This is a genomic window from Epibacterium ulvae (genome assembly GCF_900102795.1).
Lineage (GTDB): Bacteria > Pseudomonadota > Alphaproteobacteria > Rhodobacterales > Rhodobacteraceae > Epibacterium > Epibacterium ulvae.
Window position 1 is genome coordinate 1 of the sequence record NZ_FMWG01000005.1, and the last position, 17,979, is coordinate 17,979.

Consider the following 17,979-nt stretch of genomic DNA (forward strand, 5'->3'; position numbering starts at 1 on the left):
AGTGGCGCGGTTGACGGGGCTCGAACCCGCGACCCCCGGCGTGACAGGCCGGTACTCTAACCAACTGAGCTACAACCGCTTGCTGCTCATCCAGCGTCTCTGCTGAATGTTGCGCTGTAATATGCGCCACCCCGCGCACCGTCAAGCGGTGTTTTCGCATTTTTGTTTTTTTATTCGCCTTTTTTCTACGATGCAGCTCAACCCATTGAGAACGATATGAAAAGCAAGGAAGGTCTCTGATAATTCTGAGGTGACATATTCCGAAGGAAACCAAAGGGGGAAGCTGGGCACCATCAAACATCACCACAGGTAAAACAGATACAATAGCGAAATGTTCTTTGACCGGGGCCCATCACACTATAACGCGAAGTGCCTTAGCTGTACGGAAACAGACTGCTGAGGCGCAAAAGCAAATTGATGCCCAGTTGGATCGCATTGTTCAAAGTGACAGCCCAACAGTGATCAAGGCGAATGAGAAAAAGATCGTCACTCTTGAGACAAGGAAGATCCTGTTAGAAGAAAATCAAGAAAAACCAGCCCGTTCGACACGTGACTTTGACGTCGCGCTAGAACACACCAATCATCCAATCCATCCAAGGCTTTATCCAGCCCCTTACATATTTTGCGGAATAATGGTGGGTCGTGAGAGGCTCGAACTCCCGACATCTTCGGTGTAAACGAAGCGCTCTACCAACTGAGCTAACGACCCGGTGAGCGCGGATTTAAGGAAAACCCACAATGAGCGCAAGAGGAAAAAGAATGTTTTTTGAAAAAACTCATTCACGGCGATCTCAACGGCGTAGCACTGTTTCCGCGCCCGCTTTCAATACATAAACACAGCCCTGTTCATTTGGTAACCTTGCCATCTCGTCTCGGGGCAGACCGCATAAGATCCCCCGAACCACCTGCCCCAAAAGCCCGTGAGCGATGATGACGCTTGGACGCTCTAATTCAGTTAGAAAATCAAACGTGCGATCATAAAGGCTCTGCCACCCCTCCCCATCTGGAGCGGCACAGAACAGATCCAGATGACGCGGGTTTGCTGCATAGATTTCAGGATAATCTCTCTCAACTTCAGGCAATGTCATACCCTGAAATCGCCCTGCCTGCGCCTCGGCTAAACGTTCATCTGTATGAAAGCTACCCCCATCTAATGCAATCTCTGCAGTCGCCTGCGCGCGCCCAAGCGGTGATGCATAGCAAGCCGGGTCATCTGCAAGGATTGATGAAAGTATGCTTTTTTGGGCCTCGGCATGCAAAAGGCCACGCTCAGTGAGCTGCGATTCCAATTGTCCCTGAATACGTCGCTCCGCATTCCATTCCGTCTCACCATGTCTGAGAAACCAGATTGTTGGAAATGATCTCATATTAAGCCGCCTGAAAATTACATATGCTGACTTCCTAGACCATCTATAGCCCTTAAGCCCAGCAATTGTTGTTTTCTTGAAACTCAATCAAAGAACGAAGCAAATAGCATGCTAGTGTTGGTGTGCTTACCAGCCCGTGAAACAGCGGCTAAATATCATCAACGTTCAAATGACTGCCCACATCTAATATTGCACGATAACGAAAAACTACGCAGTTTTTCAATTCATTACATAGAAATTCACACGCCTTCCGGGGGATTCCACACTGGGTCAGATGAGCAGATTCTAGAATCTTTTGCGGCGGATAAAGTGCTTTCTGCGCTAGAGGAAAGGTTTGAGGTTTTGCGTGTGCAAGCGCAAGCTGAGCTCGACAAACGTGATCTATGTTATGACAGAACCTGTTCGCCCTGCGTGGCGCCCGACTTTCATTGGTTCGGACAACGGCCCGCTTGCCATTTTCGTTCGGACCAATCGTCCAACATGGCTCACTTCGTTGCACAATCTATCAGGGATTAATTCGCCACCGTTGGCGCCAAGAGCACCAATATCGAGCGATGGGTCACCCCAGGAAAACGGATATTGCGAAAGCCTCAACGGTCGGATGCGAGATGAACGGCTTAACGGAGAGATTTTCTACAGCTTGTACGAGGCCCAAATTCTGATCGAATAATGGACAACACCAAGAGGCACCACAGTGCCTTGGGCGATCGCCCACGAGCCCCGGAAATCATCATCCCAATGGATCAAAGAGAGGCCAACGATGCACTAAAATCAAACTGGAGCAATCAGATGTGGCCCCTCAGTTGGTCTCTCTTTGATCCGGGATTAAACGAACTTTCGGAACAATTTGGTACGGTCAAATGCAGCTTCTAGCGCGTCTGTCCGCGCCTCCACGGTGTCCCATAGTTGTTCCTGCGCACGGGCAATTGCACATTCCAGAAGCACCAAGATAGAAGCCATTGAGTCCCATGCAGACGGAGCTGCAATCCGAGAACTGAAAGTGAGTTTTGCGATATTATGAATGGGAGAGCGCCATTGATCGGTAAACAGTATCACCTCTGCGCCCTGCTCATAACACATCTGCCCCATAGCGAGCGTCGTGTTCTCATATCGCCGGACATCCAGAACAATCAGGATGTCGCCTTTTTTTATATCCAACAGATCATGTGGCCAAGACGCGGTCATTGGTAAGAGGCGCACATTCGGGCGGATCATTTGTAGGTGAAGATAGAGGTATTGAGCGAGCGTGCTTGTGATACGGCCTCCAGCGACAAATACCGTGCGATTGGCGTCGCAAACTAGATCGCATAGGCTGTCAAATTCATCAGGATCTATGTCATCCAGCGTACGCTTTTGGTTTTCCAGTACCTGTCGAGAATAGCGATTTAGAATATGCTCTTCGGGCAGATCAGTTTTCCACATATCCCGTTTTGCGATGGGATCGGAGATCATTTCTTTTAGCTCGCCTCTCAGTGCGACTTGAAACTGCGCATACCCCTCTACACCGACTTTTTGCAACATCCGCGTGATCGTGGTTGTCGAGACCGACGCCTTGGCTGCCAGTTCGGTGATACTGCCCAAACCAGCAATGGGATAATCATCCAAAAGAAACCCAATCAATTGACGCTCTGACGGTGTCATTTTGTCTCGTGCGGCCAGAATTTTGTCAGAAATCGTCATAGAAAGCCTCTTTTCTAAGTGTTTGCACAGAAAATCACAAAACAAGGTGGGATGAAAATATTCATTCTGAAAAAATATTGACAGAAAAAATTAATGTGGAAATTATTTAACCATGGAATCGCAAACACCATATAATTCTTACGGACCAGTGGCGCGGATCGTACCCATCCCCGAGGGATCGAAAGTATGCGTCGTGTGCGAGCATGCGTCGAACCGAATTCCTAAAAAACTTGGAAGCCTTGGACTGAGCGACACGGCGCTGCTCACTCACATTGCATGGGACCCAGGTGCGTTACCGGTGGCCGAAGCTCTGACTACGCATCTTGCTGGCGGTGCAATTTTTGGCTGCGTCTCCCGGTTGGTCTATGACTGCAATCGTCCTCCGGAAGCGCCAAGTGCAATGCCTGCTAGAAGCGAACAATATGATATCCCTGGCAACTCGTCGCTTAACTCAAAGGCCCGCAATGAACGCACGGAGGCGGTTTATGTCCCCTTCTCAAAATATATTGCTGCTGAGATTGAAAGAGGCGGGCCGACGTTGTCACTTCTGGTAACAATCCATAGCTTCAACCCTGTGTACCACGGCAAACAACGAACAACCGAAGTGGGGCTCTTACACGGCTCTGATGACCGATTTGCTCGTGCGATGATTGAAAACATGTCGACCGACTTCCCCTTCGCAGCTTCGTTGAATGAACCTTATTCGGCCGCCGATGGGGTCGCTCATACGCTTGAGTTGCACGGGGTTAAGAATGGCCTTCTGAACGTCATGATCGAAATTCGCAACGATCTGATTTCCAACGAGAGACAGCAGGCAGAGATGGCAGCCGCGCTTGCGCCGTGGATACAATCTACTCTGGATCAATTCGAGAGCACGCCTGGATGAGAGCTATGCAGGCATATGTGCGTGCGGTCGACGCGATAAATTACCGGATCGGCCGGTTTATGATGTGGGGGCTGTTTGGGTTGATGGGCATCCTTCTTTGGTCCTCGATCTCGAAAACGTTCTTTCTGCCTTCGCTTTGGACGCTGGAACTGGCGCAATTCGCACTTGTAACATACTACCTTTTGGGCGGACCATATTCGATCCAATTGGGGTCAAACGTCCGCATGGATCTGTTTTATGGTAACTGGTCACATCAACGCAAAGCTTGGTTTGATGCCTGCACGGTTCTGTTCCTGATCTTCTATCTTTCTGTTTTGCTCTATGGCAGCCTGAGCTCCACAGCCTATTCACTTGGGTACTGGGGCTCAGAGCCAATAACTTTCTTCACTGGCCTGATAACAGGTGAAGAAGACATCGGGCGCTTGGAGCGGTCCTCTACCGCTTGGCGCCCCGTGATCTGGCCGGTGAAATCTATCATGGCCCTCGGCTTTTTCTTGATGCTGCTGCAGGCGATATCGGAACTGTTCAAAGACATTGCCCGCATTCGAGGTGAAGAAATCGGGAGCCCGCAGCAGTGAGCCAAGAGTATATCGCAATATTCATGTTCGCCACGATGATGGTGATGCTCTTTACCGGACAACGGGTTTTCGGCGCAATTGGTGCTGTTGCCACAATTGCCGCACTGGCGCTTTGGGGAACGGGCGGGCAAGATATACCGTTTTCTGCGACCATGAAACTGATGAAATGGTATCCGCTTCTGACTCTGCCCATGTTCATTTTCATGGGCTATGTCCTCAGCGAAAGCCGTCTTGCGGACGACTTGTACCGTATGTTCCATGTCTGGTTTGGATCGGTGCAGGGTGGACTTGCCATTGGGACGATTGGCTTGATGGTTCTGGTATCGGCTATGAATGGCCTTTCGGTTGCAGGTATGGCCATTGGGGCGACAATTGCGCTGCCCGAATTGCTTCGACGTGGCTATGATAAACTGATGGTGACTGGCGTAATCCAAGCTGGCTCCAGTCTTGGAATTCTCGTGCCGCCCTCTGTGGTTCTGGTGTTATATGCCATGATTGCCCGTCAGCCAGTCGGCCAACTTTGGCTTGCCGGGATAGTCCCTGGCCTGATGATGGCCGCGATGTTTGTATTTTATATCTGGTTGCGTTGCCGTCTTCAGCCAGAGCTTGGCCCGGCGATGCCAAATGCAGGTAATGTGCCGCGTGCCGAAAAACTGAAACTGCTGGGAGCTGGTGCGCTGCCGCTTGCAATTTTTGCCGCCATGATGGTGCCTTTTGTAAACGGTTGGACCTCTTTGGTTGAAAGCTCCGCTGTCGGCGCTGTAACCGCTCTTGTTGCATCTATTCTTAAGGGACGCATGTCTTGGAAGGTCCTTGAGACCTGCACCAAACAAACTCTAGGAATTTCCTGTATGTTCATGTGGATCATACTGGCAGCCCTCGGGTTTGGGGCGGTTTTTGATGGTCTAGGTGCGGTAAAAGCCATCGACAATCTGTTTACCGAGCAAATGGGCCTGAGCCCCTGGATGATCCTTATCCTGATGCAGCTGAGTTTCATCGTAATGGGGACCTTCTTGGATGACACCGCCATGCTGGTCATTGTGGCCCCACTTTATGTGCCGCTGGTCGGCGTTCTTGGGTTTGACTTGATCTGGTACGGGGTACTTTACACAATCACGACACAAATCGCTTATATGACCCCCCCCTTCGGCTATAATCTGTTCCTTATGCGAGCCATGGCCCCGCCGGAGGTGAGCCTTTACGATATCTATCGCTCCATAATCCCATTCGTCGGTGTGATGGTACTTGCCCTCATCTTAATTATGGCATTCCCGCAGATCGCCCTTTGGTTGCCGGAGTATGTCTACGGAAAATAATCAGAATGTCCGGCTAAAGGACATCCTAACCCTTCAGAGAGGAAAGCCACATGACAACCAGACGTAAGTTTCTAACCACCGCTGCCGTGGGCGCAGCGACCGCGCCGTTGGCGACGCCGGCCCTGGCCCAAGGCACCATTAAGTGGCGCATGCAAACCTATGCGGGACCAGCATTGGCCGCCCATGTTATAGATCCTGCAATCGAGATGTTCAATAAAATCGCAGGCGACCGCATGCAGATAGAACTGTTCTATGCGGACCAGCTTGTCCCAACCGGCGAATTGTTCCGCGCGATGCAAAAAGGCACGATCGATGCGGTTCAATCTGACGATGACTCTATGGCATCCCCAACGGATGTGACCGTTTTCGGCGGCTACTTTCCGTTTGCGTCTCGTTACTCGTTGGATGTGCCAGTCCTGTTCAACCAATATGGTCTGAATGAGATCTGGGACGAACAGTATTCCGCAGTGGGCGTCAAGCATATCAGCGCAGGATCATGGGACCCATGCCACTTTGCGACCAAAGACCCAATTAACTCACTTGCGGATCTCAAGGGTAAACGTGTCTTTACCTTCCCGACTGCGGGCCGCTTCCTTAGCCAGTTTGGTGTCGTGCCGGTCACGCTTCCATGGGAAGACATCGAGGTCGCGGTTCAAACCGGTGAGCTTGATGGCATCGCCTGGTCTGGCATCACCGAAGACTACACAGTTGGCTGGGCAGATGTGACCAACTACTTCCTGACCAACAATATCTCCGGTGCTTGGGCGGGATCATTCTTTGCCAATATGGATCGCTGGAACGAACTTCCAGAAGATCTTCAAACGCTGTTCCGCGTTTGTTGTGATCAGTCGCACTACTATCGTCAGTGGTGGTATTGGGGAGGGGAAGCCAACCTGCGCGTCAACGGTACGAAAATGCAACTCACTTCCATTCCTGATGATGAATGGGCACAGGTCGAAAACGCTGCGGTTGCCTTCTGGGATGAGATTGCCGCGGAAGGCCCAATCCAGGCAAAGGTTATTGATATCTTCCGCAAGTACAACGCTGACATGCAGAAGGCCGGTCGGCCTTATCGTTATGGCTAAATAGCAACGAAAGAGCCGAGCGACCCTTTTCGCTCGGCTCCCAATATAACTGGTGCTCTATGACCTTTGATGATCTGAAAAGCCAAATCGAAACAGGCGAAATTGATACGGTTTTGACCTGTCTTGTGGATATGCAAGGACGCTTGATGGGAAAACGCTTCCATGCAGAAGCCTTCCTTGAAATCGCCGATTCCGAAACCCATTGCTGTAACTATCTGCTTGCAACTGACCTAGAGATGGCAACGCCAGATGGGTATGCTTCGACCAGTTGGCAAGGTGGTTACGGTGATTACGTAATGAAGCCAGATCTTTCAACACTACGTCCTGTACCATGGCTTGAAGGTACGGCTTTGGTCCTATGTGATGTCTTGGATCATCATACCCATGCACCTATCCCATTTTCACCGCGTGAACTGCTCAAGGCGCAAGTCACGCGTGCGAAATCCATGGGTTTTGATCCGATCATGGCAACCGAATTGGAATTCTTCCTGTTCGAAGGCACCCACGACCAGATCGCGCAAAATGGTTTTAGATTACAGCCGATCTCAAACTACAACGAAGACTATCATATTTTTCAGACGACCAAAGAAGAGCCGATCATGCGCCCGATCCGCAACCATTTGCGGGCGATGGGTATTCCAGTAGAGGGTTCCAAAGGCGAGGCCGAGGCTGGTCAGGAAGAGCTGAATATCAAATATGCGGATGCTCTAGCGACCGCAGATCACCATACGCTTTCCAAACATGGGATCAAGGAAATTGCCCATTTGAATGGTGCTGCAGCGACATTCTTACCTAAATGGCATCGAGATCGCGTTGGCAGTGCCGCTCACGTGCATCAGTCGCTCTGGCAGGAAGGTACGAATGCGTTTTTTGATCCGGAGCGGCCTCTGGGGAAATCCGATTTGATGGATCACTACATGGCAGGCCTAATCAAATATGCGCCGGACTATACCTATTTCATGGCACCCTATGTAAACAGCTACAAACGCTTCGCTAAAGGAACCTTTGCACCAACTCAAATCGTCTGGTCCGTAGACAATCGCACTGCTGCATTCCGCCTTTGTGGAGACAACACCAAGGCTGTTCGAGTCGAATGCCGGGTGCCCGGATCAGACATGAACCCCTATCTTGCATGCGCCGCGATGTTGGCCGCCGGGCTAAAGGGCATCGAAGAGAAGCTGTCCCTGCAAGAGCCCTTTACGGGCGACGCTTATGAAACTCAAAATTCCAATGAAATCCCCAATACTCTGCGCGATGCCAAAGATTCTTTGAGTGCCTCTGCTATGCTGCGAGAGGCCTTCGGAGACGAGGCCGTCGCCCATTATACGCGTGCCGCTGAGGTCGAAATCGAGGATTTCAACCGTGTTGTCACTGACTATGAAATTGCAAGAGGCTTTGAAAAGGCGTGACTTTACTAAAATGTATCTCCCCTATCGACGGATCGATTTTTGCTGAACGTCCTACACTAAACATGTCTCAGGCGTTAGAATGCGTTGATGGCGCGCGTAGAGCCCAAATCGATTGGGCGAAACGCCCCTTGCAGGAACGGATTGATCTGGTCATGGCTGGGGTCGCTGCCGTTGGCGCCATCAATGACCAGATTGTGCCCGAACTGGCTTGGATGATGGGGCGTCCCGTGCGCTATGGCGGAGAATTTGGTGGCTTTGCAGAGCGAGCAAGCCATATGGCCAAGATTGCCCACCGCAGCCTTGCGAATATCGAGGTGAGCGACGACGCGAGCTTTAAGCGCTATATCAAACGCGTGCCGCATGGGGTCGTCTTTGTGGTCGCCCCCTGGAACTACCCTTACATGACCGCGATCAACTCGGTTGCACCTGCCCTGATTGCTGGCAATGCTGTTGTATTGAAACACGCTACCCAAACCCTGTTGGTGGGCGAACGCATGGCCGAAGCTTTTGCCACTGCAGGCGTGCCGTCTGATGTGTTCCAAAACGTGTTTTTATCCCATGATACGACGAATGATCTGATTGCGAGCAACGCCTTTGACTTTGTGAACTTCACAGGCTCCGTCGGGGGTGGTGCGGCGATGGAAAAGGCCGCAGCGGGCACATTCACCGGTGTCGGCACTGAACTTGGAGGCAAAGATCCAGGTTATGTGATGGAAGACGCAGATCTGGACGCCGCGGTCGATACGTTGATTGACGGCGCAATGTTTAACGCGGGCCAATGTTGCTGCGGGATCGAGCGGATCTATGTGCATGAAAGCCTGTTTGACAATTTCCTAGCCAAAGCCATTGAGACCGTCAAAGCCTATAAGCTTGGCAATCCTCTAGACCGCGAGACCACAATGGGCCCCATGGCAAATGTCCGTTTCGCCGATGAGGTGCGCGCGCAGATCTCCGAAGCGATTGCAGATGGAGCAACCGCCCATATAGACAGCTTTGCTGAGGACGATGGCGGCGCTTATCTGACGCCGCAGATCCTGACCAATGTGACCCATGATATGCGTGTGATGCGCGACGAAAGCTTTGGTCCGGTTGTAGGCATCATGCCTGTTAGCAGTGACGCAGAAGCCATCGCCCTGATGAACGATAGCGAATTTGGCCTAACTGCGAGCCTCTGGACCAGAGATGTGGAACGGGCAATGGCCGTTGGCGATCAGATCGAAACTGGGACGGTCTTTATGAATCGCGCTGATTATCTGGATCCAAGTCTCTGCTGGACCGGCTGTAAAAACACCGGACGGGGCGGTGGCTTATCCGAGATCGGTTATCACAATCTGACCCGTCCAAAATCTTACCATCTTAAAAAGGTGACCTGATGAGCCCGACCGCAAACTTCTCTTATCCGACCTCCATTCGCTTTGGCGCGGGCCGTATCAATGAGCTGGCCGAAGCCTGTGCTTCCGCAGGAATGAAAAAACCTCTGCTTGTCACTGACAAGGGACTTTCAGACCTGCCAATCACGCAACGGGCTCTTGATGTGCTTGAGGCCGCTGGCATGGGGCGCGGGGTGTTTGCTGATGTGGACCCAAACCCCAACGAAAAGAACCTGGAAGCGGGTGTCAAAGCCTTTAAAGAGGGTGGCCACGATGGCGTAGTGGCCTTTGGCGGTGGCTCAGGTCTCGACTTGGGAAAGATGGTTGCCTTTATGGCCGACCAGACACGTCCAATCTGGGATTTCGAAGACGTCGGCGATTGGTGGACACGGGCGGATGCTGACGCGATCTATCCAAATGTTGCCGTGCCAACCACTGCTGGCACCGGTTCTGAAGTGGGTCGCGCCTCGGTCATCACCAACTCGGAAACCGAAGAGAAAAAGATCATTTTCCATCCCAAGGTTCTGCCTTCGTCAGTGATCTGCGATCCTGAACTAACGGTGGGCATGCCAAGCTCCATTACGGCGGGTACGGGACTTGATGCATTTGCGCATTGTGTCGAGGCGTTTTCCAGCCCGCATTATCACCCGATGTCTCAGGGTATTGCACTGGAAGGTATGCGCTTGGTAATCGAAAATTTGCCAATTGCGTATGACGAGCCTACCAAACTTGAGGCTCGCGCGCATATGATGTCGGCTGCCATGATGGGCGCAACGGCTTTTCAGAAAGGCCTTGGCGCAATCCATGCTCTGAGCCATCCAATTGGGGCGATGTATCATACCCATCACGGTACCACTAACGCTGTATGTATGCCGGCGGTACTCCGTCTCAATGCACCGGCCATTCGTGATCGCTTTGATCTTGCAGCGAGCTACCTTGGTATCGAAGGGGGATTCGACGGATTTTGTACCTTTGTGGACGGGTTCAATTCTCGGCTCAAGGTCCCAAAATCACTTGCAGATATGGGAATTGCTAAACCCGACATAGAACGCCTGATAAAAGGCGCGCTGGCAGACCCAAGCTGTGGTGGGAACCCGATTGAATTGAATGAAACCAATTTGAGAGCGCTTTTGGAGCAGATTTCTTAGCCTGAATAACTAACTAAGTACAAAGGTAGAGCTCAGAAGCGGTTACGCTTTGGGCTCGTTCTCGTCGTTGACAGCGTGCAGTATGAAACGCTGTCTGCGATCTCATCCTTTATGGCTTTGTTGGGCACCGTCTAGACTGTCAGATAACCAGAAGAGGAAAGCATAGCGACCCAACAGGGCATCAATCTATTTCTGAACGGTCATAGCCTCTTGTGTGACTTGCGCAGCACGTATTTCTCAAGCTGTGCAGAACGTGGCTTTTGTCATGGTGAATAAACCCGGGCTTGGTTCCAGTTGACAGAGCAGCTGGCCGACATCGCAAGGGATCTGTCCTCTGATTACCGCGAGATCATCCTTAGCAGCACCCATCTGATCTATCGCCTGTCCTAATTCAACTGTACACGCAAACCCCTGCAAGCCGACCGGAGGCTTACGTATGCAGTTGAGGACCACTTCCATTTTCAACACAGGAGACAGACGGTACAAGGGACATTTATTGACCTATACAACCTCTCCCTCCTCTCAATCGCCCATCAACAGGCAAGGCATCCATCTGCACGTTAAAGCCCTGACCATCCTTATGCGCCCAGGCCACCGCCACTTTGCTCCAATGGGATTTCTGACCATCCCCCATCGGACGCACGGTATAGCCCAGCATATAGGGGGTTTTACCGGTATTTACCTTGCGGGTTTGATCTTTGTTCTGCTCATCATTCATATCTCCTCCAATCAATTGCAGTTAACAAATGAGAACATAGGTAGAACAAATACCCACAAACCTACAAGAAAATAGTCCTATTTACATACGCATGTGTGGAAACGGAGACCGGTCAACAAGCGTATCATTCATCTCTCGCACTCCCGTATGAACAACGAAAGCGAGCTCGTATATCAAAGTCGTCGCTTTGCAGAGAGGGCGGAAACCGGAAGTTCGCTGCTCGCGCGAGCCAATCATGCAATGATGTTGGAAACCGACATTCAGGCAACCTCAAAGCCGAGCATTGCCCTGCTGTCCTGCAAGTCTACTTCGAACTGCAGCTGCACTTTGCACGCCGGAGTATTACGTGATATTTTGATGAGTAATTTTCGACTCTTTGAACGGGTCATACAAATAGGTTTTTTCCCGATATGTATATTGAACAGATCAAAATTGAAAATTTTCGGCTCCTGCAAAACTGCTGCCTAGACATGCGGGAAAAGACAACGCTTCTTGTAGGTAAAAACAATACCGGAAAGACATCCTTCGCCGTTTTGTTGGAGAAGTTTCTAGAGAGACCCGAAAATTTTACATATACGGACTTTCCGATCCCGATAAGGCAGAAAATACTCAGTATTGATGATGAGGCGAATGTCGAGGATCTCACAATCAGGCTAGTGCTGCGCATAGCTTATGATGAAACTGATAACCTTGAGATACTCTCAAAGTTCATGCTGGACCTCGATCCGACCCGGCGACATACAAACATCCTTTTTGAATGTAGCATTGATAAAAGGAGACTGCTTCGAGCGTTACCGGACGATACGAAAGAGAGAAAAAAGTTCATTGAAAATAACCTCAATGGAAAATTTCTGAATTGTGCCGTTTTTGCATTTGATGATTTTGGTCACACGGAGGAAACCCCATACTATCTGGCACACCGAGATCAACTGGAAGAGAAAGAGCGATCCGAAGTTCGAGAGCTTATGAATTTTCAGGTCATTCATGCCCGCAGAAATGTTGCAAGCTCGGAAGACGCCGGAGGTGGCGCGAAACCCCTGTCAGCGATATCGACCAAGTTCTTTCAAAAGCGTAATATTGCGACTGACGCTAGTGAAGATGACGAGACTGTAGGGCCAGACGGTGATAACATCGAGAAGCTCAGATCAATGCTTGCCAGCATCGATGATCAGCTCGGAAAACAGTATGCTCAAGTTTTCGGGGGCTTTTTGAAAAACTCTCGCGATTTTTTGGAGTTAGGCGATTTGAAGGTCGTTTCTAACATACAATCGCAAAGGCTGATCGAAACCTCCTCGCAAGTCATATACGGTGAAACCGATAACTTTCTTCCCGAGAACCATAGCGGACTCGGATACCTCAATATCCTGTACTTACTGTTACAGATCGAGTTGTGCCGTGACGATTTTGTCAGAAAAAATGCACCGTTGAACCTCCTTCTTATCGAGGAACCTGAAGCACACACGCATCCGCAGATGCAGTATGTCTTCGCTGAGAAAATTCATGGACTGATCTCCCAAATTCCAAAATTACAGACTTTGTTGACAACCCATTCCTCCCACATCGTTTCAAAATCCAACTTTGAGGATATCAGGTATCTTTCACGGCTGTCTCCGGTAGAGCCTGTCACGATCAAAAATTTTCATACTGATCTGAGCGCCAAGTACGAAGAGCTTGGAGCGGACGGAAAAGCGCTTTTTCAATTTCTCAAGCAATACCTTACAATCAACTCTGCGGAACTGTTCTTCGCAAGCAAAGCGGTCTTCATTGAGGGAACCACGGAGCGCATCCTGCTTCCTCTGTTTATTGAGATGCATGACAAGGAAAACGTCGATGAAACGACGGAGAGCGGGCTGTCTTCGCAGAACATATCCGTTCTTGAAGTCGGCGCTAATGCGCGTGCGTTTGCTCCGTTCCTTGAATTCATTGGCGTTCGCACATTGGTCATCACCGATATCGACACAACCAAATCGGTTGTCAGTGAGAAGACGGGAAAGACCAGCTATCCCGCCTGTCCTGTTGCGGAGTCGAGCCACACCTCAAATGAAACCCTGAAGCACTTCCTCTCAGCCCCTGATCCTAAGGAAAAGAAAGACTTCTCGGACTGGCATAAGCGGCTGGTAGATGGAGCTGCCTCTTCGGGCGAAGGGCAGATTGAGCTTGCCTACCAGCTAGCGGAGGACGGTTACCACGCAAGAAGTTTTGAAGACGCTTTCATTTCGATCAACTTGGTTAAAGTCAAGGCCCGCAAGGATACGTTGGCGGGATTGAAAAATTTGGACGCGCTCGAAGAATTTAGTGGCAATGACTTTTATTCTCTTTCAGATCGGATACTCGGCAAGAAATCCGATTTTGCGGGATCGGTTTTATACTCTGCACTTGTAGAGGGTGAAAGCTGGCGTGTGCCGAAGTACATTATGGATGGTTTAAAATGGATTCACAAAAATTGAATCCGGTAGATCGGATCGTGGAACTTGTTTCTGGTGGAGAAAACTTCGTTCTTCAAGGCGGGGCCGGAAGCGGAAAGACAGAGAGCCTAAAGAGGGTCGTTCAGAAGGTTCTGAAAACCAATCCAAACCTTCGTATCGCGTGCATCACTCATACGAACAAAGCTGCAGACGAAATTGCTGATCGTGTGTCTGGCGACATCAAGGTTTCAACAATTCACTCGTTCCTGGGCCAGATGATTTCGCCGTTCAAAAAGAACATCCAACAGGTCTTTCCGAAGCTCTTCGAGTTACCAGAGTTTGTTGCCTTTGGAGATGATCACTATGACGGCGACGAGAAGGTGAGGAAGAAGAAGGAGCACGACAGGTTCAAGAAAGCACATGGACAGCTCGAAAACCGTCGCAGGACGGTATTCGGGGAAGATACAGAGAAGGTCACCGGAAAACGTGACTACGACAAAGCGCCTGACACATACAATGCGCAGCTCAATGGATTGATCGGGGAGGTCAACAAGAAAATTTACGATAAGATTGCGGCAAGACAGCCGAACGAGTTCTTCTACAATGATACTAGCTTTGATAATTTCAACGATCCTTCATACGGCCATGATGGCTTGATCGCGTTGGCCTGCAACATTTTTGAAAGCTTCCCGTTGCTGGGCAGAATCGTATCAAATCAGCACGACTGCATCTTTATTGATGAGTATCAGGACACAAATGCAGATGTAGTTCGTGTCCTTCTGCGCTGTTTGCCAGAAAACGCGAAGACTATCATCGGGTTGTTCGGCGACTCCGAACAGGCCATCTATTCGGATGGTATAGGAAGCGCTCAGTCACACATCGATGCCAAAGAGCTCATTCTTGTCGAGAAGGATGACAACTATCGGTGCTCACCCCAGGTCATTGATTTTAGCAATAAGTTCCGGACGGACGGGCTAAAGCAGGATGTAGCGCTGAAATCGCTTGGTGACGGAACTTTTGAACCCCTTGAAAGCCGCGAAGGCAGTGTAAAGTTGGTGTACGACTTGGCTCCTGTGGAGGTTGATACCGGAAACAAGGCGGAAGACCGGAAGACAAATTTGGCACTGTACAGAGGTGCACTTGATGCGTTGGTTGAAAAAACCGCCTCTGATTATCCGGGCTACGTTCAGTTGAAACTGACTAATAAATCCATTGCCAATGATGTCGGATTTGGCATGTTGTACAAGATATTCGACAATCGATATTCAGAGCCACGGGACCGCATGCGTAAAACGCTTGACAGGTTGCAGTTTGGCGAACTGATTGACCTTGTTGCTCTGCACAGGAGTTTGCCAGGTGATAGACGCTCTTATAATCGTTTGATAACGAAACTACGGAAGCGCGGTTTCTCAATTGCATCGGTGGCAGATAAGGCAAAGCTGGATGAGATGCTTCGTTCGTTCGGATCGAAGGATCGCGCTGCCTATGAGGCCATAGAGCATGCCGCCGAATGTGGCTTGATTAGAGTTTCGGACAGCCACAAGGCATTTGTTGATCGACGCAATGAGTTTTTGACAAGGCTTGCAGATGATCCTGTCTTTGCCGAGTTTGAAGAACTGCACCAGAACGGCCACCGAACTAAACTCCAAATGTCAAAAGAGGTGGCTGCCACGACGAGTATGAAGCACGTCAATGCTGAAATGCTGGAGCAGGAATACGACGACAGATTAAATGACCTAAAGCAGAAGAATTTTCTCAAATCCCTGTTTTCCACGGAGCTCGCGCTTAGTGAGATATTGGCGTTTTACGAGTATGAGGACAGCGAAGGCGAGTTTTCTACAATGCACAAAACGAAAGGAACAGGTATTGAGAATGTGCTTCTCGTTATCGACGAGTATGGTTGGACGACCGAATATGATTTCATGAGCTGTTTTTCGAAAGACATCCCTAAGTCAAAGCGAGAAATTGTGTCAAGAAAGCTCCTTTATGTATCAGCTTCGCGGACGAAGAAAAATCTCGTGTGTGCTCGCCTAATGAAAAGTCGGGAAGAGGCGGAACAGATTTCATCATTCTTTCCTGAGACGATCAAGCTATAGTGGTCGACAAGAAATCACCACTACAGTGCTTGGGCGGTATACAGACGGGTTAGGATCATTCGGCAAAAATCACCGTAGTTCGATGTTCGAGGCTATCTCATTTGTGATTGCGGCGAATGGCCTGTCTGGCATCTCGCAGGTGCGAATTCGATGATGTTGGCAAGGTCCGGTTAGGGCCGGAAACGTAGCCTGCGCGATGAATGCCGTTCAACCTATGCGTCGTCGCAGCATTGCCATTGATCGATTGCCCAGGCTTCGACGGTGCGCAAGAATTCTGTCCGTATCTTTGGGTCTCTGATGGCTGTGTAGGCAGAGGTGAGTCGGAATAATTCCGCCTCACTTAGCTGATAAACGGTGTCGATCATTTGGGGTCTCCTTTGTCGTGGTGAACCCGCTGCAGATCCTATGCAGACACCAAAGGTTATGAGATCGCAGCTGTCTTTCCTGACACGATCACCGGCGGCGGGGATTTTATGAAACGCCCTGGCATGGTGGCGTTGCTGTCGTTTCTGGATGCACAGCCCGATGAAAGCTTTGTGGTGATCTTTGATGATCTCAAACGCTTTGCTCGTGACACCCGCTTCCATCTGGATCTGCGTGACGCCTTCCGCAAGCGTGGTGCCATCATCGAATGCTTGAACTTCACATTCGACGAAAGCCCGGAAAGTGAGTTTGTTGAAACGATTATGGCCGCGCAAGGCCAGCTTGAGCGCAAACAAAACGGTCGCCAAGTTGTCCAGAAGATGAAAGCACGGATGCAATCGGGCTATTACACCTTCTCAGCGCCGTTTGGATACCGCTACGACAAAACCCGGGAGCATGGAAAAATGCTTGTGCGCGACGAGCCTAAGGCCAGCATCGTGCAGGAAGCGCTGGAAGGATACGCCAACGGGCGTTTTACCAACCAAGTTGATATCCGCAATTTTCTGAACACCAAGCCGGAATTTCCAAAGGGCAAGAATGGTGTAGTGCGGCAACAGGAGGTCACACGGCTTCTCAATCGAGAGGTCTATTGCGGATTGATCAGCTACGCGCCTTGGGGCATCTCAAAGATCAAAGGGCACCACGAACCAATAGTCTCCGCAGAGACGTTCTGGCGCATCCAGGAACGGAGAAAACACCGCGTCATTGCACCTGCACGAAAAAACATCGGCAATGATTTTGCCTTGCGCGGGGTTGCAGTCTGCAACGACTGTGGCGCGCCCCTTCGCTCTTGCTGGTCAAAGGGCAAGACAAAACGCCATCCCTATTACCTGTGTCAGACCAAGAGTTGCCAAAGCTACGGTAAATCGATCCGCCGCGACAAGCTAGAGGGAGATGTCGGCGAACTTCTCCGCCAGCTCGAACCAAACCCGGGTCTGTTTGCGATGGCAAAAGCCATGTTCCGCACAGCTTGGGACATGCGCGCTGTACAGGTGGCACGGGAGGCCAAGACCGTTCAGAAACAGATTGCTGAAGCGCAAAAGCAAATTGATGCCCTGTTGGATCGCATTGTTGAAAGCGACAGTCCAACGGTGATCAAAGCGTATGAAAAAAAGATCGACACTCTTGAGACAGAGAAGATCCTTTTAGAAGAAAATCAAGCCAACCCAGCTCGTTCGACACGTGACTTTGACGCCGCGCTAGAACTCTCGCTGATGTTTCTGTCAAAGCCTTGGAAACTCTGGGAAAGTGGAAATATCTCGATACGTAGAACAGTGCTGAAACTGGTATTTGCAGACCATCTTTCATACTGCCGCGAAACAGGAGCTAGAACACCCCAATTGTCCATGCCATTCAAGGTCTTAGGTGGCGTTACACATGCTTGGGGGAACAATGGTGGGTCGTGAGAGGCTCGAACTCCCGACATCTTCGGTGTAAACGAAGCGCTCTACCAACTGAGCTAACGACCCGGTAAGCAGCCTGATATAGAGAGCGCTCA

At 50.3% G+C, this 17,979-nt stretch carries 15 protein-coding genes, 3 tRNA genes and 1 pseudogene; 12 read left to right on the top strand and 7 right to left on the bottom strand.

The window, feature by feature from the left end; all coding sequences use genetic code 11:
* Positions 1-2: 2 nt before the first annotated feature.
* From BLP79_RS08900 to BLP79_RS08910, 3 genes are all read right to left on the bottom strand, one after another.
* Positions 3-79 (bottom strand) — tRNA-Asp (locus BLP79_RS08900).
* A gap of 554 nt (positions 80-633) precedes the next feature.
* Positions 634-709 (bottom strand) — tRNA-Val (locus BLP79_RS08905).
* A gap of 82 nt (positions 710-791) precedes the next feature.
* Positions 792-1,367 carry a histidine phosphatase family protein gene (locus BLP79_RS08910; RefSeq protein WP_090218270.1) on the bottom strand — a complete coding sequence of 192 codons (576 nt, stop codon included), beginning with the start codon at positions 1,365-1,367 and terminating at the stop codon, positions 792-794.
* A gap of 388 nt (positions 1,368-1,755) precedes the next feature.
* Between BLP79_RS08910 and BLP79_RS20260 the strand changes: the two genes are divergently transcribed.
* Complete coding sequence (locus BLP79_RS20260) at positions 1,756-2,037, top strand: integrase core domain-containing protein (RefSeq protein WP_408607915.1); 282 nt, start codon at positions 1,756-1,758, stop codon at positions 2,035-2,037.
* Positions 2,038-2,192: 155 nt separating this feature from the next.
* On the opposite strand, the gene BLP79_RS08920 is transcribed toward BLP79_RS20260, so the two are convergent.
* Positions 2,193-3,047 carry a MurR/RpiR family transcriptional regulator gene (locus tag BLP79_RS08920; RefSeq protein ID WP_090218272.1) on the bottom strand — a complete coding sequence of 285 codons (855 nt, stop codon included), beginning with the start codon at positions 3,045-3,047 and terminating at the stop codon, positions 2,193-2,195.
* Between the two features lie 112 nt (positions 3,048-3,159).
* Here BLP79_RS08920 and BLP79_RS08925 point away from each other — a divergent pair, with 112 nt between their 5' ends.
* The 7 genes from BLP79_RS08925 to BLP79_RS08955 are packed head-to-tail and all read left to right on the top strand — an operon-like array spanning position 3,160 to position 10,839.
* On the top strand, positions 3,160-3,933 hold the full coding sequence (locus BLP79_RS08925) for an N-formylglutamate amidohydrolase (protein WP_090218274.1): 774 nt from the start codon (positions 3,160-3,162) through the stop codon (positions 3,931-3,933).
* Positions 3,930-4,511: a TRAP transporter small permease subunit gene (locus BLP79_RS08930; RefSeq protein ID WP_090218275.1), complete on the top strand. Its 582-nt coding sequence runs from the start codon at positions 3,930-3,932 to the stop codon at positions 4,509-4,511. The genes BLP79_RS08925 and BLP79_RS08930 overlap by 4 nt, the downstream gene beginning before the upstream one ends.
* Complete coding sequence (locus BLP79_RS08935) at positions 4,508-5,827, top strand: TRAP transporter large permease (protein WP_090218277.1); 1,320 nt, start codon at positions 4,508-4,510, stop codon at positions 5,825-5,827. Before BLP79_RS08930 ends, BLP79_RS08935 begins: the two co-directional genes overlap by 4 nt.
* Before the next feature lie 50 nt (positions 5,828-5,877).
* The gene (locus tag BLP79_RS08940) at positions 5,878-6,912 is read left to right on the top strand and encodes a TRAP transporter substrate-binding protein (RefSeq protein ID WP_090218278.1); all 1,035 of its coding nucleotides are present in this window, start codon (positions 5,878-5,880) and stop codon (positions 6,910-6,912) included.
* Positions 6,913-6,971: 59 nt separating this feature from the next.
* Complete coding sequence (locus tag BLP79_RS08945; RefSeq protein ID WP_090218280.1) at positions 6,972-8,321, top strand: glutamine synthetase family protein; 1,350 nt, start codon at positions 6,972-6,974, stop codon at positions 8,319-8,321.
* Positions 8,318-9,694 carry an aldehyde dehydrogenase family protein gene (locus BLP79_RS08950; protein ID WP_090218282.1) on the top strand — a complete coding sequence of 459 codons (1,377 nt, stop codon included), beginning with the start codon at positions 8,318-8,320 and terminating at the stop codon, positions 9,692-9,694. Before BLP79_RS08945 ends, BLP79_RS08950 begins: the two co-directional genes overlap by 4 nt.
* Positions 9,694-10,839, top strand: a complete 1,146-nt coding sequence (locus BLP79_RS08955) for an iron-containing alcohol dehydrogenase (RefSeq protein WP_090218284.1) — start codon at positions 9,694-9,696, stop codon at positions 10,837-10,839. The genes BLP79_RS08950 and BLP79_RS08955 overlap by 1 nt, the downstream gene beginning before the upstream one ends.
* A 493-nt stretch (positions 10,840-11,332) precedes the next feature.
* Here BLP79_RS08955 and BLP79_RS08965 read toward each other — a convergent pair whose 3' ends face one another.
* A complete protein-coding gene (locus BLP79_RS08965) occupies positions 11,333-11,557 on the bottom strand; it encodes a hypothetical protein (RefSeq protein WP_090218287.1) in 225 nt (74 codons plus the stop codon).
* A gap of 410 nt (positions 11,558-11,967) precedes the next feature.
* Here BLP79_RS08965 and BLP79_RS08970 point away from each other — a divergent pair, with 410 nt between their 5' ends.
* Both BLP79_RS08970 and BLP79_RS08975 read left to right on the top strand, forming a co-directional pair.
* On the top strand, positions 11,968-14,004 hold the full coding sequence (locus BLP79_RS08970) for an ATP-dependent nuclease (protein WP_090218288.1): 2,037 nt from the start codon (positions 11,968-11,970) through the stop codon (positions 14,002-14,004).
* Positions 13,986-16,058: a UvrD-helicase domain-containing protein gene (locus BLP79_RS08975; RefSeq protein WP_090218290.1), complete on the top strand. Its 2,073-nt coding sequence runs from the start codon at positions 13,986-13,988 to the stop codon at positions 16,056-16,058. The genes BLP79_RS08970 and BLP79_RS08975 overlap by 19 nt, the downstream gene beginning before the upstream one ends.
* Before the next feature lie 212 nt (positions 16,059-16,270).
* On the opposite strand, the gene BLP79_RS19675 is transcribed toward BLP79_RS08975, so the two are convergent.
* Positions 16,271-16,423, bottom strand: a complete 153-nt coding sequence (locus BLP79_RS19675; RefSeq protein WP_157843938.1) for a hypothetical protein — start codon at positions 16,421-16,423, stop codon at positions 16,271-16,273.
* A gap of 39 nt (positions 16,424-16,462) precedes the next feature.
* Between BLP79_RS19675 and BLP79_RS20160 the strand changes: the two are divergent.
* Positions 16,463-16,816, top strand: a pseudogene (locus BLP79_RS20160) (recombinase family protein); the annotation flags it as partial.
* A gap of 69 nt (positions 16,817-16,885) precedes the next feature.
* Entirely contained in the window at positions 16,886-17,887 is a 1,002-nt protein-coding gene (locus tag BLP79_RS08980; protein WP_269799301.1) for a recombinase family protein, read from the top strand.
* On the opposite strand, the gene BLP79_RS08985 is transcribed toward BLP79_RS08980, so the two are convergent.
* Positions 17,875-17,950 (bottom strand) — tRNA-Val (locus BLP79_RS08985). The genes BLP79_RS08980 and BLP79_RS08985 overlap by 13 nt on opposite strands.
* Between the last annotated feature and the right edge of the window lie 29 nt (positions 17,951-17,979).

Excerpts from the sequence above, each read along its gene's own strand:
- BLP79_RS08910 (WP_090218270.1), bottom strand. The coding sequence starts at position 1,367 with ATGAGATCATTTCCAACAATCTGGTTTCTCAGACATGGTGAGACGGAA.
- BLP79_RS20260 (WP_408607915.1), top strand. The coding sequence starts at position 1,756 with ATGACAGAACCTGTTCGCCCTGCGTGGCGCCCGACTTTCATTGGTTCG.
- BLP79_RS08920 (WP_090218272.1), bottom strand. The coding sequence starts at position 3,047 with ATGACGATTTCTGACAAAATTCTGGCCGCACGAGACAAAATGACACCG.
- BLP79_RS08925 (WP_090218274.1), top strand. The coding sequence starts at position 3,160 with ATGGAATCGCAAACACCATATAATTCTTACGGACCAGTGGCGCGGATC.
- BLP79_RS08930 (WP_090218275.1), top strand. The coding sequence starts at position 3,930 with ATGAGAGCTATGCAGGCATATGTGCGTGCGGTCGACGCGATAAATTAC.
- BLP79_RS08940 (WP_090218278.1), top strand. The coding sequence starts at position 5,878 with ATGACAACCAGACGTAAGTTTCTAACCACCGCTGCCGTGGGCGCAGCG.
- BLP79_RS08945 (WP_090218280.1), top strand. The coding sequence starts at position 6,972 with ATGACCTTTGATGATCTGAAAAGCCAAATCGAAACAGGCGAAATTGAT.
- BLP79_RS08955 (WP_090218284.1), top strand. The coding sequence starts at position 9,694 with ATGAGCCCGACCGCAAACTTCTCTTATCCGACCTCCATTCGCTTTGGC.
- BLP79_RS08965 (WP_090218287.1), bottom strand. The coding sequence starts at position 11,557 with ATGAATGATGAGCAGAACAAAGATCAAACCCGCAAGGTAAATACCGGT.
- BLP79_RS08970 (WP_090218288.1), top strand. The coding sequence starts at position 11,968 with ATGTATATTGAACAGATCAAAATTGAAAATTTTCGGCTCCTGCAAAAC.
- BLP79_RS08975 (WP_090218290.1), top strand. The coding sequence starts at position 13,986 with ATGGATTCACAAAAATTGAATCCGGTAGATCGGATCGTGGAACTTGTT.
- BLP79_RS19675 (WP_157843938.1), bottom strand. The coding sequence starts at position 16,423 with ATGATCGACACCGTTTATCAGCTAAGTGAGGCGGAATTATTCCGACTC.
- BLP79_RS08980 (WP_269799301.1), top strand. The coding sequence starts at position 16,886 with ATGCTTGTGCGCGACGAGCCTAAGGCCAGCATCGTGCAGGAAGCGCTG.